Here is a 15,760-nt window from a genome sequence, read left to right on the forward strand (position 1 = left end):
CGCATGAGGAGGACTGCGTGAGCGCAGCGGGCGAGCGGCCGACCAAGGCGACGCTGACGGTAGGCGAGACGACCGCGGAGTTCCCGATCCTGCACGGCACCGACGGACACAGCAGCATCGACTTCTCCACCCTCACCCGGCAGACCGGGCACACGGGGCTGGACTACGGGTTCGTGAACACGGCGTCGACCAAGTCGGCGATCACGTTCATCGACGGCGACCAGGGCATCCTGCGCTATCGCGGCTACCCGATCGAGCAGATCGCGAACTCCTGCTCCTATCTCGAGGTCGCGTGGCTGCTCATCTACGGAGAGCTGCCCACGCCCGCCGAGCTCGCCGACTTCGACGAGAAGATCCGCCGGCACACCCTGCTGCACGAGGACCTGAAGCATTTCTTCCAGGCCCTTCCCGACAATGCGCACCCGATGGCGGTGCTGTCCTCCGCGGTCGCCGCGCTGTCGACGTACTACGAGAACGAGTCGGATCCGCACAACCCGGAGCACGTGGAGCTGAACACGATCCGCATGCTCGCCAAGCTCCCGGTGATCGCGGCCTACGCGCACAAGAAGAGCATCGGTCAGGCGTTCCTCTACCCCGACAACTCGCTGAGCTTCGTGGACAACTTCCTCAAGCTCAACTTCGGCGTGCACAGCGAGCCGTACGAGATCAACCCGGTCATGTCGAAGGCCCTCGAACTGCTGCTGATCCTGCACGAGGACCACGAGCAGAACGCCTCGACCTCCACGGTGCGCCTGGTCGGCTCGACCGGGGCGAACCAGTTCGCGTCGATCTCGGCCGGCATCCAGGCGCTCTCGGGCCCGCTGCACGGCGGTGCGAACGAGGCCGTGCTGACGATGCTCGCGCAGATCCGCGACTCCGGTCAGAGCATGCAGCGCTTCGTGGAGCGGGTGAAGAACAAGGAAGACGGCGTGAAGCTCATGGGCTTCGGGCACCGCGTCTACAAGAACTACGACCCGCGGGCGAAGCTGGTCAAGGCCGCTGCGGACCAGGTGCTCGCCGAGCTCGGCGTGACGGATCCGCTGCTGGACCTCGCGAAGGAGCTCGAGGAGATCGCGCTCGCGGACGACTACTTCCAGGAGCGCCGTCTCTACCCGAACGTCGACTTCTACACCGGCGTGATCTACAAGGCGATGGGCTTCCCGACGCGGATGTTCACGGTGCTGTTCGCGATCGGCCGTCTGCCCGGCTGGCTGGCGCAGTGGCGTGAGCTGAATCTCGACCCGCAGACGAAGATCGGCCGTCCGCAGCAGCTCTACACGGGCTCCCCGGAGCGCGACTTCCGCCGCGGCTGAGCCGACGGCGCGATGATGCAGTGAGGGCGGGGATCCGATCGGATCCCCGCCCTCACTGCATCGCGTTGCGGCTCAGCGGGCGCTCGGCGTGCCCTGCGGACGCGACGAACGACGACGGCGACGGCGGGCGGGCGCGGCGGCGACATCACCGGATGCCGCGGTACGCCGCTGACCCTGGGGCTGCGCCTGGCTCTGTCCCTGACGGGGCTGGCCCTGCCGCTGGCGGGTCGCGCTGCCGGCGGCGGCCGGCTTCTTCTTGGCGGGCTGCTGCGCGACCGGCTTCGGCGCGGGCTTCACGTAGGGCGCGGTCTCGCCGACCAGGCCGGACACCGCGGGGGACGCCGCGGAGACCTGCTCGATCGCCGCGGTGATCTGGGCCTTGCGGAGCAGGTCCTTCACGTCGCGCCGCTGCTCGGGCAGGAGGACGGTCACGACGGTGCCTGCGGCGCCGGCGCGCGCGGTGCGCCCGGAGCGGTGCAGGTACGCCTTGTGCTCGGCGGGCGGATCCACGTGCACGACCAGGTCGACGTCGTCGACGTGCACCCCGCGCGCGGCCACGTCGGTGGCGACGAGCACGCGCACGCCGCCCTCGGCCGGGTCGGCGGAGAAGGCCGCGAGGTTGCGCTCACGGGCGTTCTGGCCGAGGTTGCCGTGCAGGTCGACGGCGGGGATCCCGGCCGTCGTCAGGACCTTGGCGAGCTTCTTCGCCTGGTGCTTGGTGCGTGTGAACAGGATGCGCCGGCCGGTGCCCGAGGCGAGGGTCTGGACGAGGGTCTTCTTGGCTTCAGCGTCGGCGACCTCGAGCACACGGTGGGTCATCTCGCCCACCGGGACGCTGGACTCGTCGACCTCGTGGCTGACCGCGTTCGAGAGGAAGCGGCGTGCGAGCACGTCGATGCCGTTGTCCAGCGTCGCACTGAACAGCAGGCGCTGGCCGCCCTGCGGGGTCGCCGCGAGGATCCGCGTGACTCCGGGCAGGAAGCCCAGGTCGGCCATGTGGTCGGCCTCGTCGAGCACGGTGACGCGCACCTCGTCGAGGCGCACGACGCCCTGCTTCATGAGGTCTTCCAGGCGGCCGGGGCAGGCCACGACGATGTCGACGCCGCGACGCAGCGCCTCCTCCTGGGGGCGCTGGCTGACGCCGCCGAACACGGTCGTGACGCGCAGCCCCGCCGCCTTCGCGAGCGGGGCGATGGTCGCCGCGATCTGGGTGGCCAGCTCGCGCGTCGGCGCGAGAACGAGGCCGCGCGGGTGCTGCGGGCGGGAGGTCGCGCCGGTGAGCCGGGCGACGAGAGGGATCGAGAACGCGAGGGTCTTGCCGCTGCCGGTGCGGCCACGACCGAGCAGGTCGCGACCGGCGAGCGAGTCGGGCAGGGTGCCCTGCTGGATGGGGAAGGCTTCGGTCTTGCCGTCGGCGGCGAGCACCGCGGCGAGCGGCGCGGGCACGCCGAGATCGAGGAAGGAAGGCATGGATATCTCCTGGGCCGGATTCGCCGGCCGCATAAGGGCGTCGTTGTCGACGCGAGAGGTCGCCGCTCGAGAACCGGATCGCGAGGGGGAGCGGGGCTCCACTTCCAGGGATGATGAATCCAGGGATCCGGGATGGCGACGAGATGCCGGAAGATCCGACATCGGGTCCATCCTATCGCGGATCCCCGGATCCTCGGTTCACGCCTCGACGAGCTCGGGGAGCGCGGTCGCGGACGTCGTCGCCGCAGGACGCGTGCGCACCGCCCAGACGATGGCACCGGCGAGGAGCGTGGCGACCGCGACGAGCATCCAGGCGGTGGCGAAGCCGGAGCCCGTGCCGTGCGGAGCCGCGCCGAACACGATCGCACCGGTCGCCGCGGAGCCGATCGCGGAGCCGATCGTGCGGAGGTTGGCGTTCACCCCGGTCGCGACACCGGTCACGGCGGCGGGCACGCTCTGCACGACGATCCCCGCGGAAGCCGCGTAGGCCAGGCCGCAGCCGATCCCGAACCCGGCGCCCGCCGCGGCGAGCTGCCACGGTGCCGAGTGGGCGAGGGCGGCGGACGCCGCGGAGAGACCCATCAGCAGAGAGCCCATCACCAGCAGCGTGCGCAGCGACAGGATCCGGTTCAGCGCGCCGGTGGCGAAGCCCACGCCGCTCATTCCGATGAGCATCGGGACGAGCATGAGGCCGGCGTCGCGCACCGTGAGACCCGCACCTCCGGCCGACTCGGTGAGCTCGAGGAACTGCGGCAGGTAGCCCCAGAAGGCGAAGACGCCGGCGCCGATGAGCAGCGAGGCCGCGTTCACCGGCCAGATTGCGGGCGAGGCGAGCAGCCGCAGATCCACGAGCGGCTCTGCGGAGCGCAGCTCCGACACGATCCATGCGGCGAAGGCCGCGGTGGCGAGTCCGAACAGCGCAAGGACGGCAGGAGAGGTCCAGCCCCAGCGCGCGCCGGTGCTGAGCGGCACGAGCAGCGCCACCAGCCACAGCGACAGCAGCACGGAGGACCGCGTGTTCACCCGGCCTCGGGCGCGCACGCCCGTGTCGCGCACGACGGCGAGGGTGAGGAGAGCGCCGAGCGCGGCGACGAGGAACGGCACGGCGAACGTGCCGCGCCAGCCGACCAGGTCGGCGAGCGGGCCGGCGAGGACGGTGCCCGCGGCGCCCCCGATGCCGATGACGGCGCTGACGATGCCGATCGCGCCGGTCACGCGTTCCCGCGGGAGGGCGTCGCGGAGCAGTCCGTAGGCGAGCGGGAACAGAGCGCCGCCGATGCCCTGCAGCACGCGGGCGACGATGAGGATCTCGAGGCCGGGTGCGACGGCGGCGAGGACGTCGCCCGCTGCGGTGACCCCGAGGGTGATCAGGAAGGTGGTGCGCCGGCCGCGCAGGTCCCCGACGCGGCCGAGCGTGGGCGTGGCGACCGCGGCCGCGATGAGCCAGGCGGTCATCGTCCAGCTGGCCGCATCGGCGCTGACGCCGAACTCGGCCTGCACCAGGGGGACGAGGGGGATGACGAGGTTCTGCAGGAGTGCGATGGACGAGACCGCCACGGCGATGGCGACCAGGATCGAGGTGGATGAGCGGGACATGAGTTCCCTTCCGAAGCCTGGATGAGAGAGGTAAAGTGGGAGGAGACCTCCGAACGGAGGCTGCCTCCGGATTGACGGTACCGGAGGGCGCCTCCGTTTTGCAAGGGGTCTTCCGAGACTTTTCTGAAGGCTTTTCTGAAGGGACGACGCGATGGGCGGTCAGAACCGGGCGGCGACGACGCTGGAGGAGCGGCGCCCGCGCCGCGCCGACGCGGCGCGCAACTTCGACGCGCTCGTCGTCGCGGGTCGCGAGGCGTTCGCCGAGGACGGATCCGACGCCTCCCTCGAGGACATCGCCCGTCGTGCGGGTGTCGGCATCGGCACCCTGTATCGCAACTTCCCGACGCGGGACGACCTCATCGAGACGCTCTACCTCCGCGAGGTCGCCGCGCTCGCGGATGCCGCGGACGAGGTCGCCGACCTCGAGCCCGGACCGGCGTTCGAGACCTGGCTCGACCGGTTCGTCGAATACGTCGGCACCAAGCACGTGCTGCTGGACGGGCTGAACCGCGAGTCCTCGGTGTTCGCCGAGTGCCGCGGGGTGATGCTCGGAGCGGGGGAGCCGCTCCTGGCGCGCGCCCAGGCCGCCGGCGCGGTGAAGGCGGATCTCGCGATCGCCGACGTCGTCAAGCTCATCGCCGGAGTCAGCGCGGTCGCCTACGACGACGAGGCGCAGCGCCGCCGCGTGCTGGGACTCGCGATCGGATCGCTGCGCGCCTAGGCGTGCAGCGCCTCGTTCAGCGTCACTCCGACCCCGGCCCGGCGGACCGCCTCCACCGCTCCCGACAGCGAATTGCGGCGGAACAGGATCCCGTTCTCGCCGCTGAGCTCGGCGCCCTTGACGACCGGGCGGCCGCCGTCGGCCGTCGGGGCCGCGTCGGCGAGCACGATCTTCGTGCCGGCCGTGACGTACAGCCCCGCCTCGACGATGCAGTCGTCGCCGAGGGAGATCCCGATGCCCGCGTTCGCGCCGAGCAGCGTGCGCGCGCCGATGGAGACGCGGTGCGTGCCGCCGCCGGACAGCGTGCCCATGATCGAGGATCCGCCGCCGATGTCGGAGCCGTCGCCGACCACGACGCCCTGCGAGATCCGGCCCTCGACCATCGACGCGCCCAGGGTGCCGGCGTTGAAGTTCACGAAGCCCTCGTGCATGACCGTGGTGCCCGGGGCGAGATGGGCGCCGAGGCGCACCCGGGAGGCATCGGCGATGCGCACACCGGCCGGCAGCACGTAGTCGGTGAGCCGGGGGAACTTGTCGACCCCGGTGATCTGGATCCCGGCCCGCTGCAGCAGCGGGCGGAGGCGCGCAGCGTCGGAGGGGAGCATCGGGCCGGCGCTGGTCCAGGCGACGTTCGGGAGGTGCGCGAAGATCCCGTCGAGGTTCACCTCGTTCGGGCGCACCAGCAGATGCGAGAGCGCGTGCAACCGGAGGTAGGCGTCCGCCGTCGAGGCCGGCGCGTCGTCGAGGTCGATCGTCAGCTGCACGAGCTCGACGGTCACGTTCCGCCGCTCGTCGGGCCCGGCGGAGGACTCGAGGGTCAGCGCGGCGGCGGCGAGATCGCCGGCGGAGGGGGCATCGGTGCCGATCTCCGCGAACCACGCATCCAGCACGGTGCCGTCACCCGCGATCGTGGTGAGCCCTGAGCCATGGATCGTGCGCGCGTCGGTCATGGAACCACGGTAGCGAATCGGCGCCTCCAGCTTCGGCTTCATGACGCGGCGCTAGGGTGGGGGACATGCCGCTCGATCTCACCGCCTCTGCGGCGGACATCACCCGCGCGATCTGCGACATCCCCAGCGAATCGGGATCCGAGGCGCATCTCGCCGACCTCATCGAGGAGGCGATGCGCGATCGCGAGCATCTCGAGGTGATCCGCGAGGGCAACACGATCGTCGCCCGCACGAACCTCGGTCGTGCGCAGCGCGTGGCGATCGCCGGTCACATCGACACGGTGCCGATCAACGGCAACGTCCCGACCCGCGACGTCGAGATCGACGGCGTGCCGATGATCTGGGGCCGCGGGACGGTCGACATGAAGGCGGGGGTCGCGGTGCAGCTGAAGCTCGCCGCCGAACTCGTCGATCCCGCCGTCGACATCACCTGGATGTGGTACGACAACGAGGAGGTCGAGGCGGCCCGCAACGGCCTCAAGCTGCTCGCCGAGAGCCGGCCCGAACTGTTCCGGGCCGATTTCGCGATCCTCGGCGAGCCCTCGAACGGCGAGGTCGAGGGCGGCTGCAACGGCACCCTCCGCGCCGTCGTCCGCACGACCGGGGTGCGCGCGCACTCCGCGCGGGCCTGGATCGGCGAGAACGCGATCCACCGCGCGGCGCCGATCCTGGCGCGCCTCGCCGAGTACCGCCCCCGCGAGATCGCGGTCGACGGCCTGGAGTACCGCGAAGGACTGAACGCGGTCCGCATCAGCGGCGGCATCGCCGGCAACGTCATCCCCGATCTCTGCGAGGTCGAGGTCAATTACCGGTTCGCGCCGAGCAAGTCCGCGGCCGACGCCGAGGCGCACGTGCGCAACGTGTTCGCCGGCTTCACGGTGGAGATCACCGATGTCGCCGAGGGTGCGCGTCCCGGCCTGGACGCGCCGATCGCGCAGGAGTTCGTCGCCGCCGTCGGCGCGACGCCGAAGCCCAAGTACGGCTGGACCGACGTCGCGCGCTTCTCCGCGCTGGGCATCCCCGCGGTCAACTACGGACCCGGCGACCCGCATCTCGCGCACCACGACGAGGAGCGGGTTCCGATCGCGCAGATCACCGCCACGGAGCAGGGTCTGCGATCCTGGCTTCGCGGTGTCTGACCTCGCGGCCCTGCCCCGCTGGGCGGGACGCGTCTACGCCCGCACGCCCGCCTGGGCCGGCATCCTCGCGGTCTACCTCGGCGCGCGCCTGATCACCACGGCGCTGCTGCTGATCGCGACCGGGCTCTCCGGCGGCCCCGGATCGAGGTTCGGCGCGCACGCCACGATCGCCTCGTTCGTGAGCGGCTGGGACGCGCAGTGGTACTGGTACATCGCCGTCTACGGCTATCCGACCACTCTGCCGCTCGGGGCGGACGGACACGTCACCCAGAACTCGTGGGCGTTCCTGCCGGTGTACTCCTGGGTCTCGCAGGTGGTCGGGCTGCCGTTCGGCGAGGGCGGCTGGCCCGTCGGCGCCGCGATCGTCTCACTCATCGCCGGATACTTCTGCTGTCTCGTCCTCTTCCGGATGATGCGGGGCAGGATCGGCCGGATGGCCGCCGTCTGGACCGTGATCTTCTTCGCGGCCGGACCCCTCGGCGCCCTCTTCCAGGTCGGCTATGCCGAGGTGCTGAACATGCTGTTCCTGCTCCTGGCCCTGGACGGCCTCATCCGCCGGCGCTACGTGCGGCTGTACCCCCTCATCGTGCTCATGGGGTTCACCCGCCCCGGTGTGCTCGCGTTCGCGCTGATGCTCGGTCTCATGCTCGTGCTGCGATGGCTCCGGCGCCGCACGGATCCGCTGAGGGGCCGGGAGATCGCGCACTACCTCGGCCTCGGTGCGCTCGCCGTGGCCGTGGGCTTCGCCTGGCAGGTGATCGCGGGCATCGCGACCGGAGTGCCGAACGCCTATCTGGAGACCGAGCTGAGCTGGCGCGGTTTCTGGATGCCGCAGGACGGGAAGCCGTCGTTCTCCCCGTTCGAGGGCTGGCTGTCGGCGATGCCGTACTGGGCCAAGATGCTCGGGCTGCCCGGCTGGCTCGGGCTGGTCGTCCTCGGTGTGCTCGTCGCCCTGTTCGCGGCGGCGCTGATCGCGGGCCCCGGCGTGCGGCGGCTCGGGCCCGAGATCCGGCTCTACGCGGCGAGCTATGCGCTCTATCTGCTGGCGGTGTTCTTCCCTCAGTCCAGCACGCTGCGGCTGTTGTTCCCGCTCGCGCCGCTGTGGGGCGCCGTCGGCTGGCGACGGTCGTGGTGGCTCCGCGTCGGCGTGCTCATCGTTTGCCTGTGGCTCCAGTGGGTCTGGATCGCGAACGTCTACGGCTATGCGGACACGTTCTGGCGCGTGCCCTGAGCTCCTCGGGCGCCGAAGCGGTAAGCGGTGTCCCAGCACCCACTAATATGGAAGCTGTAGACCACCGAGGAAAGGGAGCACCGCGATGGCAGCGATGAAGCCGAGGACTGGCGACGGACCCATGGAGGCCGTGAAGGAGGGCCGGCTGATCATCGTGCGCGTGCCGCTCGAGGGCGGCGGGCGCCTGGTCGTCTCCGTCAATGACGCCGAGGCGAAGGAGCTGCACGACGTGCTGAGCAGCGTCGTGGCAGCCGCCTGAGTTCTTTCAGATCGTCGAAAGGCCCGCGTTCTGCGGGCCTTTCGTCATTCCCGGACGTCTTCCTCGCGCTCCGGAGGGAAGGCCCTCCCGCTCAGACGGAGACGCCGGTGAGCTGGAGCAGCCCCTCGCCCGCCGTGTTCAGCGCCGCCAGCACGGCAGGGGACTGCTGGGTCTCCTGGATGAGCGAGCGGTAGGCGACGGTCACGTCGTCGCGCTGCACCGGATCCGCGACCCGCCCGCCGGCGAGGACACGGGGCACCAGCACCGTTCCGCCCGCGCGCACGAGCCGGAGACCGTGCTCGACGTACTCGATGACGTTCTCCGGATCCGCGTCCACCAGCACGATGTCGTAGGCGGCCTCGTTCATGCGCGGCAGCACGTCGGCGGCCCGGCCGGCGATGAAGCGGGCCCTGGTCGGGGCGATCCGCGCGTCCTGGAAGGCGCTGCGCGCCGCGGCCAGATGCTCCGGCTCGTTGTCGATCGAGGTGAGCACCGCCTTCGGAGCGCCGCGCAGCAGCCACAGCCCCGAGACGCCGGCGCCGGTGCCGATCTCGACGATCGAACGGGCATCCGAGGCCGCAGCGAGCAGGGCGATCTGCGCGCCGACGGCAGCGCTGATGGGCTGCGCGCCGAGCTCGACGGCATGCGCACGCGCCCGGGCGATCTCGTCCGGTTCGACGATGGCCTCGCGTACGTACCGTGCGTTGGCGTCCTGCTCGCTCACTTCGACTCCCTCGCGGTCACTCAGTGCGCCGCATATCTTACGAGCGTAGGCGTCCTGCGTGTCCGATGCGGCCAGGCGCGGCGGTACCCTTGTGACATGTTCTTCGGCATCACCATCGAGAAGCTCCTCGTGATCGGCGTGATCGCGGCCCTTCTCGTGGGCCCCGAGCGGCTTCCGCGGTATGCGGAGTCGTTCGCGCGCCTGGTCAAGCGGGCCGGCGACTACCTGCGCGGCGCCAAGGACCGCATGCGCGAGGAGGTCGGCCCCGAGATCGACGAGCTGGACTGGCGCAAGCTCGATCCGCGTCAGTACGACCCGCGTCGCATCATCCGCGATGCGCTGATGGACGACAGCCCCGCCCCGGCGCGCCCCGCGGCGCCGGCCGTCGCGGCCGAGACGCCCGCGGCCGCGGCTCCCGCTGCGGGATCGGCGGCGGCGCTGCTGGCCTCCGCGACGGCGATGAACGCCGCTTCCGCGTCCGCAGAACCGGCGCCGGACGCTCCGGCCTCCCGGGCGCCCAAGGTCTTCTCCGCCGAAGAGCTGCCGCCCTACGACAGCGAAGCCACCTGACGTCCCCTTCGGGGGCGTTGAGCGAGCACCGGCGGAGCCGGAGGGAGACGAAACGCGGTCACCTCGCGAGGGTGCCGCGTTTCGTCTCGGTCGCGCTTCGCGCGTCCTCGCTCAACGGCCCCATCGGGGCCGCTCACCGCGGGCTGACCGGCAGCCGCCTGCCGGAGAGACCGCGACCCGCGCGGTCGATCGCGTCGGCGACGGCGAGGATCGCGCCCGCGGCAGGGTCGCGCGCATCCGCGAGCACGACGGGCACACCCGCGTCACCGCCGGTGCGCAGCGCGGGGCTCAGCGGCACCGAGGCGAGCAGCGGGACCGGATCCGCATCCTGCGAGAGCGCCTCCGCCACCGCCTGCCCGCCGCCCGAGCCGAAGAGGTCGAGCGAGCTGCCGTCGGGCAGGGTGAGCGCGGCCATGTTCTCCACGACGCCGATCACGCGCTGACCCGTCTGACGGGCCACCAGGCCGCTGCGGATAGCGACCTCTGCGGCCGCCTCCTGGGGTGTCGTCACCACGAGCACGTCGGCGTGCGGGAGCAGCTGGCCGAGGGTGATCGCGATGTCGCCGGTGCCGGGCGGCATGTCGATGAGCAGCACATCGAGGTCGCCGAAGAACACGTCAGTGAGGAACTGCTGGACCGTGCGGTGCAGCATCGGGCCGCGCCAGGCCACCACGGACTCGCCCTCCCGCAGGAACATCCCGATCGAGATCGCCTTCACGTCGTGCGCGACGGGCGGCAGCATGAGGTCGTCGATGCGGGTGGGCTGCGTGCCGGGGGCGATGCCGAGCAGACCGGGGATCGAGAAGCCGTGCACGTCGGCGTCGATGAGACCGACCCGGCGGCCGCGGGCCGCGAGGGCGACCGCGAGGTTCGCGGTGAGCGACGATTTCCCGACGCCGCCCTTCCCGCTCGTGACCGCGATCACGCGCGTGAGCGAGTCCGGGCCGAAGGGCATCTGCCGCGGAGCCCTGCCGTCGCGGAGGCGATCGGTCAGGGCGCGCCGTTCGTCCGGCGTCATCACCCCGACCGCGACCTCGACGCCCTCGACGCCGGGCACCGAGGCTGCCGCGGCGCGCACATCGGCCTCGATCCGGGTCGCCGCGGGACAGCCGACGATCGTGAGAGCGATGCCGACGTGTGCGACGGCCCCGTCGACCGTGATGTCGCGGAGCATGTCGAGATCGGCGAGCGGGCGGCGCAGCTCGGGGTCGGTGACGGCGCCGACGGCACGACGGACCGCGGCGGCGAGATCGGCGGTCACGGAGTCTGCTCCGCCGGATCCTCGTCGCGCAGCTCGCTCAGCATCGCCCGGAGCTCGGCGCGCAGCACCTCGCGGGTGACGCCCTGCGAGGAGCGCTCCTCGAGGGCCATCCGCAGCGCCACGATCTCGCGCGCGAGGTACTCGGTGTCGGCGAGATTGCGCTCGGCGCGCTGGCGGTCCTGCTCGATCTGGACCCGATCCCGGTCGTCCTGACGGTTCTGCGCGAGCAGGATCAGCGGGGCGGCGTAGGACGCCTGCAGCGACAGGATCAGCGTGAGCAGCGTGAAGTTCGTCGCGGCGGGGTCGAACTGCCAGTCCCGGGGCATGGCGATGTTCCACCACAGCCAGACGATGACGAACACGCTCATCCCGATGAGGAAGCCCGAGGTGCCCATCGCGCGCGCGAAGGCTTCGGAGAAGCGCCCGAAGGTGTCGCTCGAGCCGGAGGAGGTCGCGCTGCGCCCGAGCATGCCGGAGCGACCGCGGGGCAGATCCAGGCCCCGGCGGCCCGACTTCGCCATCATCCGGCCGCGCCCTGCGTCGGGACGGACGTGTCCGCGTCGTGCGAGCGCCAGTCATCGGGCAGCAGGTAGTCGAGCACGTCGTCGACGCTGATCGCGCCGACCAGCCGGTGCGCCTGATCGACGACCGGGAGCGAGACGAGGTCGTAGCTGGCCAGCATGCGCGCCACCTCCGCGGCGGAAGCGGTGGCGGGCACCGGTTCCAGTGTGTCGTCGACGATCGCGCCCAGCCGTTCGTGCGGCGGATAGCGCAGCATGCGCTGGAAGTGCACCACTCCGAGCAGGCGTCCGGTGGGGGTCTCGAACGGCGGGAGCGTGATGAACACGGCCGCGGCGAGGGCGGGGTGCAGCTCGTGCCGCCGGATCAGCGCCAGCGCCTCGGCCACGGTGGCGTCGGCGGAGAGGATGATCGGCTCCGGCGTCATCAGCCCGCCCGCGGTGTCGGGGCTGTAGCGGAGCAGCATCCTCACGTCCTCGGCCTCCTCGGGCTCCATCAGCTCGAGGAGGTGCTCCAGACGGCCCTGGGGGAGCTGGGCGAGGAGGTCGGCGGCGTCGTCGGGCTCCATCTGGTCCAGGATGTCGGCGGCGCGCTCGTCGCCCAGCCGGTCCAGGATGTCCATCTGGTCGTCCTCGGGCATCTCCTCGAGGGCGTCGGCGAGCCGCTCGTCCGGGAGCTCCTCGGCGACCTCGATGCGGCGCTGCTGGGGGAGGTCGAGCAGCGTGTTCGCGAGGTCGGCGGGGTGCATCTCGGAGAACGTCGCGACGAGCTGCTCGGCCGACTGCGCCTCGCCGGGACGGTGATGCTCGCGCACCTCGGTCCAGGTCGCGAACGTGGTGGGACCCTTCGCGAAGGGAGATGCGCTGGTCTTCGGCTTGCGCAGGAAGAGCTGGCTGACCGACCATTCGCCGAGCCGGTTCGGCTCGATCGCGACGTCCTCGATCACGGCCGTTCCGGAGGCGTCCGCGAAGTCGACCCGGCGGCCGATGAGCTCGGCCATGATGCGCACCTCGCCGTTGCGCGGCTTGAACCGGCGCACGTTCATCAGCCCCGACGTGATGACCTGCCCGGTGCTGATCGATCCGACCCGTCCGATGGAGAGGAAGACCTGGCGGCGGCCGGGGATCTCGCACACCAGGCCGATCACACGGGGGGCCGCGCTACTTCGGTACACGACGACGACATCTCGGACTTTGCCGATCCGGTCGCCGGCGGGGTCGAACACGGCGCACCCGGCCAGGCGCGCGACGAAAACCCGCTGTGTGCTCATGCTTCCAGCGTACTGTCCTGCACCTCGGGATCCGGGGCGGGTGACGGCATCCGGCGGACTCCGGACGGCCGCGTGGAACAATGGACCGATGAGCATGATGAATGCGTCGGGTCCGGCGGGCGAGATCGGCGAGACGGTCGCCACGGTGGCCGAGTACGAGGCCGCGCAGAAGCTCGTCTCGCAGCTGATCGCGGGCGAGATCCCCGCCAGGGCGATCGCGATCGTCGGCGTCGGCGTGCAGACGGTGGAGCGCGTCACCGGACGCCTCGGGTATGCGAACGCCGCGCGTTCCGGCGCCGTGAACGGCGTGCTCATCGGGCTCTTCCTCTCGGCGATCTTCGTGCTGGGCAACCCCTCGGTCCCCATGCAGGCCTTCATCGGGATCCTGTTCGTCGGCGTCGCGATCGGCATGATCCTCAGCCTCATCACCTACTCGATCGTGCGCCGCCGCCGCGACTACGCGAGCGTCATGCAGCTCAAGGCCGACCACTACGAGGTGACCGTGCTGCCGGACTCCGTCGGCAAGGCGCGCCAGGTGCTGGGGCGCGCCGTCACGCCGATCCCGCGCCCCGCGCCGTCCGCGACCGCGGCCGAGCCGCCGCAGTACGGGGAGCGCGTGGAGGAGCCGCCGCGCTACGGCGAGCGCGTGACCCCCGAGCGTCCGCCGATGCCGCCGATGCCCCCCGCGGTCCCCGCGTCCCCGGTGCCGGCCGAGCCGGTCGCCGCGCCGCCGGTCACCCCGGCCCCCGCGCCCGAGGGCGCCCCGCAGGGCGACGAGGGCCCGCAGCCGGAGGGCGACGAGCAGCCGGGCGACGGCTCCTCACGATGACGGAGTCCGCCGAGGAGCGGTTCCCGATTCCGGTTCCGCTTCCGGCGGGTGGCGTCGAGGTCTCCGCCGTCTTCGGACCCGCGCTCGCGGCGCCCGTCGAGGACGCACCGCTCGTCGTGATCGCCCACGGCGCCGGGGCGGGGATGGATCATCCCTTCCTGCTCGGGTTCGCCGCGGCGCTGCGGGCCGACGGGCTGCACACCCTGCGCTTCACCTTCCCGTATCTCGAGGCCGGCCGGCGGATGCCGGGACCGGCCGCGCACGCCATCGTGACCTGGCGCGCCGTGGTCGCGGAGGCGAGACGGCGCACCCGGGGACCCGTGTTCGGCTGCGGCAAGTCGTACGGCGGCCGGATGGCGTCGATGGCGGCCGCGGAGGAGCCCGGTCTCGACGTCGCCGGCCTGGCCTACCTCGGGTACCCCCTGCATCCGCCCGGCAAGCCGGAGAAGCCGCGGATCGAGCACCTGCCCGCGGTGCGGCAGCCGCAGCTCTTCGTGGAGGGGACGAACGACCCGTTCGTGCAGCCGCTCGCGCAGCTCGAGGACGCGGTCGCCTCGTGCCGGGACGCCCGGATCGCCTGGGTCGACGGCGGCGGGCACTCGTTCGAGGTGAAGGGGCGCAAGCGCCCGCCCGCCGAGGTGGGCGCGGGGATCGCACCGCTGGTCGCGGAGTTCGTGAGGATGGGAGCAGCAGGGGTATGAGCACGGCGGAGGAGCTGGACGCGATCGGGATCGATCGGCTGCGGGAGAACGGCAGTCTGAAGTGGTCGGTCTTCCCCGAGGCGATTGGCGCGTTCGTCGCCGAGATGGACTTCCCTGCGGCGCCTGCGGTCGATGCGGCGATCCGGGACGCCCTCGACCGGGGGCTGACCGGCTACCTGCCCGCGGCGGTCCGGGATCGGATGGCCGACGCCGTGGCGCGCTGGCAGCGCGACCGCTACGGCTGGGAGGTGCCCGCCGAGCGGATCCGCCCGGTCCCGGACGTGCTGACCGCGCTGCGCACCACGATCGACTTCTTCACGACCCCCGGGTCGAAGATCGTGCTCCCGACGCCCGCGTACATGCCGTTCCTGACGATCCCCGCGATGCACGACCGGGAGATCATCGAAGTGCCGATGCTCGTCGACGGAGGTCGCTCCGTGTACGACCTCGACGGCATCGACCGGGCGCTGGCGGACGGCGGCGGCCTGCTGATCCTCTGCAATCCGTACAACCCGCTCGGGCGGGTGTTCGAGCGGGCCGAGCTGGAGGCCGTCTCCGCCGTCGTGGAACGGCGCGGAGCGCGGGTCTTCTCGGACGAGATCCATGCGCCTCTCGTGTTCGCCCCGCACCGGCATGTGCCGTATGCGAGCACCGGTCCCGCTGCGGCGGCGCACACGATCACTGCGGTGAGCGCCTCGAAGGCCTGGAACCTGCCGGGTCTCAAGGCGGCTCAGGTGATCCTCACGAACGATGCCGACGCCGAGACCTGGGCGCGCCCCGAGGTCGCGTGGGCCGAGCACGGCACGGCGAACCTCGGTGTCGTCGCCACGACCGCGGCATTCGACGAAGGCAGGGAGTGGCTCGCCGAGACCCTCGGCTACCTGGACGGCAACCGGCGCGTCCTGGGTGAGCTGCTCGCCGCGCACATGCCCGCTATGGGCTACCGCGCCCCCGAGGGCACCTACATCGCTTGGCTGGACGCCCGGGCTCTGGGCATCGAAGGATCGCCGGCCGAGTTCTTCCGCGAGCACGCCGGCGTCGCGATGACGGACGGGCTGGCCTGCGGCCCGGCGGGGGAGGGCCACCTGCGCTTCATCCTCGCGACTCCGCGTCCGATCATCGAGCAGGCCGTTCGACAGATGGCGGACGCGCTGCGCGAGCATGCCATGAGGAGTCGGTCCGTGTAAGTGCGGCCCAGTGGGCTGAT

General features: G+C 71.7%; 16 protein-coding genes. 9 read left to right on the top strand and 7 right to left on the bottom strand.

Translation table 11 applies throughout. The features are described 5' to 3' along the window. Positions 1-17 precede the first annotated feature (17 nt). Positions 18-1,313, top strand: a complete 1,296-nt coding sequence (locus J8G10_RS15670; RefSeq protein WP_251447002.1) for a citrate synthase — start codon at positions 18-20, stop codon at positions 1,311-1,313. Between the two features lie 72 nt (positions 1,314-1,385). Here the strand turns inward: J8G10_RS15670 and J8G10_RS15675 are convergent, their stop codons facing one another. Both J8G10_RS15675 and J8G10_RS15680 read right to left on the bottom strand, forming a co-directional pair. Beyond that, positions 1,386-2,783 carry a DEAD/DEAH box helicase gene (locus J8G10_RS15675; RefSeq protein ID WP_251447005.1) on the bottom strand — a complete coding sequence of 466 codons (1,398 nt, stop codon included), beginning with the start codon at positions 2,781-2,783 and terminating at the stop codon, positions 1,386-1,388. A gap of 198 nt (positions 2,784-2,981) precedes the next feature. Next, positions 2,982-4,379, bottom strand: coding sequence for an MFS transporter (locus tag J8G10_RS15680; RefSeq protein WP_251447008.1), 1,398 nt, complete (start codon positions 4,377-4,379; stop codon positions 2,982-2,984). Positions 4,380-4,530: 151 nt separating this feature from the next. Here J8G10_RS15680 and J8G10_RS15685 point away from each other — a divergent pair, with 151 nt between their 5' ends. Further along, on the top strand, positions 4,531-5,100 hold the full coding sequence (locus tag J8G10_RS15685) for a TetR/AcrR family transcriptional regulator (protein ID WP_251447011.1): 570 nt from the start codon (positions 4,531-4,533) through the stop codon (positions 5,098-5,100). On the opposite strand, the gene dapD is transcribed toward J8G10_RS15685, so the two are convergent. Beyond that, complete coding sequence (dapD, locus tag J8G10_RS15690; protein ID WP_251447014.1) at positions 5,097-6,050, bottom strand: 2,3,4,5-tetrahydropyridine-2,6-dicarboxylate N-succinyltransferase; 954 nt, start codon at positions 6,048-6,050, stop codon at positions 5,097-5,099. The two genes, J8G10_RS15685 and dapD, sit on opposite strands and share 4 nt — an antisense overlap. Positions 6,051-6,115: 65 nt before the next feature. Here dapD and dapE point away from each other — a divergent pair, with 65 nt between their 5' ends. From dapE to J8G10_RS15705, 3 genes are all read left to right on the top strand, one after another. Beyond that, positions 6,116-7,189, top strand: a complete 1,074-nt coding sequence (gene dapE, locus J8G10_RS15695) for a succinyl-diaminopimelate desuccinylase (protein WP_251447017.1) — start codon at positions 6,116-6,118, stop codon at positions 7,187-7,189. After that, a complete protein-coding gene (locus J8G10_RS15700) occupies positions 7,182-8,420 on the top strand; it encodes a hypothetical protein (protein ID WP_251447020.1) in 1,239 nt (412 codons plus the stop codon). Before dapE ends, J8G10_RS15700 begins: the two co-directional genes overlap by 8 nt. A gap of 85 nt (positions 8,421-8,505) precedes the next feature. Beyond that, entirely contained in the window at positions 8,506-8,679 is a 174-nt protein-coding gene (locus J8G10_RS15705) for a DUF3117 domain-containing protein (protein ID WP_082072398.1), read from the top strand. Between the two features lie 91 nt (positions 8,680-8,770). Here J8G10_RS15705 and J8G10_RS15710 read toward each other — a convergent pair whose 3' ends face one another. Continuing rightward, a complete protein-coding gene (locus J8G10_RS15710; protein WP_251447023.1) occupies positions 8,771-9,403 on the bottom strand; it encodes a class I SAM-dependent methyltransferase in 633 nt (210 codons plus the stop codon). A 96-nt stretch (positions 9,404-9,499) separates the two neighbouring features. On the opposite strand from J8G10_RS15710, the gene J8G10_RS15715 reads away from it, so the two are divergent. Further along, entirely contained in the window at positions 9,500-9,973 is a 474-nt protein-coding gene (locus J8G10_RS15715; protein WP_251447026.1) for a Sec-independent protein translocase TatB, read from the top strand. 133 nt (positions 9,974-10,106) lie between these two features. On the opposite strand, the gene J8G10_RS15720 is transcribed toward J8G10_RS15715, so the two are convergent. The 3 genes from J8G10_RS15720 to J8G10_RS15730 are packed head-to-tail and all read right to left on the bottom strand — an operon-like array spanning position 10,107 to position 13,023. Next, positions 10,107-11,234: an Mrp/NBP35 family ATP-binding protein gene (locus J8G10_RS15720; protein ID WP_251447029.1), complete on the bottom strand. Its 1,128-nt coding sequence runs from the start codon at positions 11,232-11,234 to the stop codon at positions 10,107-10,109. Beyond that, complete coding sequence (locus J8G10_RS15725) at positions 11,231-11,755, bottom strand: DUF1003 domain-containing protein (protein ID WP_251447277.1); 525 nt, start codon at positions 11,753-11,755, stop codon at positions 11,231-11,233. The genes J8G10_RS15720 and J8G10_RS15725 overlap by 4 nt, the downstream gene beginning before the upstream one ends. Beyond that, a complete protein-coding gene (locus J8G10_RS15730; RefSeq protein WP_251447032.1) occupies positions 11,755-13,023 on the bottom strand; it encodes a magnesium transporter in 1,269 nt (422 codons plus the stop codon). Before J8G10_RS15730 ends, J8G10_RS15725 begins: the two co-directional genes overlap by 1 nt. 88 nt (positions 13,024-13,111) lie before the next feature. On the opposite strand from J8G10_RS15730, the gene J8G10_RS15735 reads away from it, so the two are divergent. Genes J8G10_RS15735 through J8G10_RS15745 form a run of 3 tightly spaced genes read left to right on the top strand, consistent with a single transcriptional unit; the run spans position 13,112 to position 15,740 of the window. Next, positions 13,112-13,852 carry a general stress protein gene (locus tag J8G10_RS15735; protein ID WP_251447035.1) on the top strand — a complete coding sequence of 247 codons (741 nt, stop codon included), beginning with the start codon at positions 13,112-13,114 and terminating at the stop codon, positions 13,850-13,852. Then, the gene (locus J8G10_RS15740) at positions 13,849-14,553 is read left to right on the top strand and encodes an alpha/beta family hydrolase (RefSeq protein ID WP_251447038.1); all 705 of its coding nucleotides are present in this window, start codon (positions 13,849-13,851) and stop codon (positions 14,551-14,553) included. Before J8G10_RS15735 ends, J8G10_RS15740 begins: the two co-directional genes overlap by 4 nt. Then, a complete protein-coding gene (locus J8G10_RS15745; RefSeq protein WP_251447039.1) occupies positions 14,550-15,740 on the top strand; it encodes a MalY/PatB family protein in 1,191 nt (396 codons plus the stop codon). Before J8G10_RS15740 ends, J8G10_RS15745 begins: the two co-directional genes overlap by 4 nt. Positions 15,741-15,760: the final 20 nt, after the last annotated feature.

The sequence above is a fragment of the Microbacterium sp. USTB-Y genome, from assembly GCF_023703415.1.
In the GTDB taxonomy this organism is placed as follows: Bacteria; Actinomycetota; Actinomycetes; order Actinomycetales; family Microbacteriaceae; genus Microbacterium.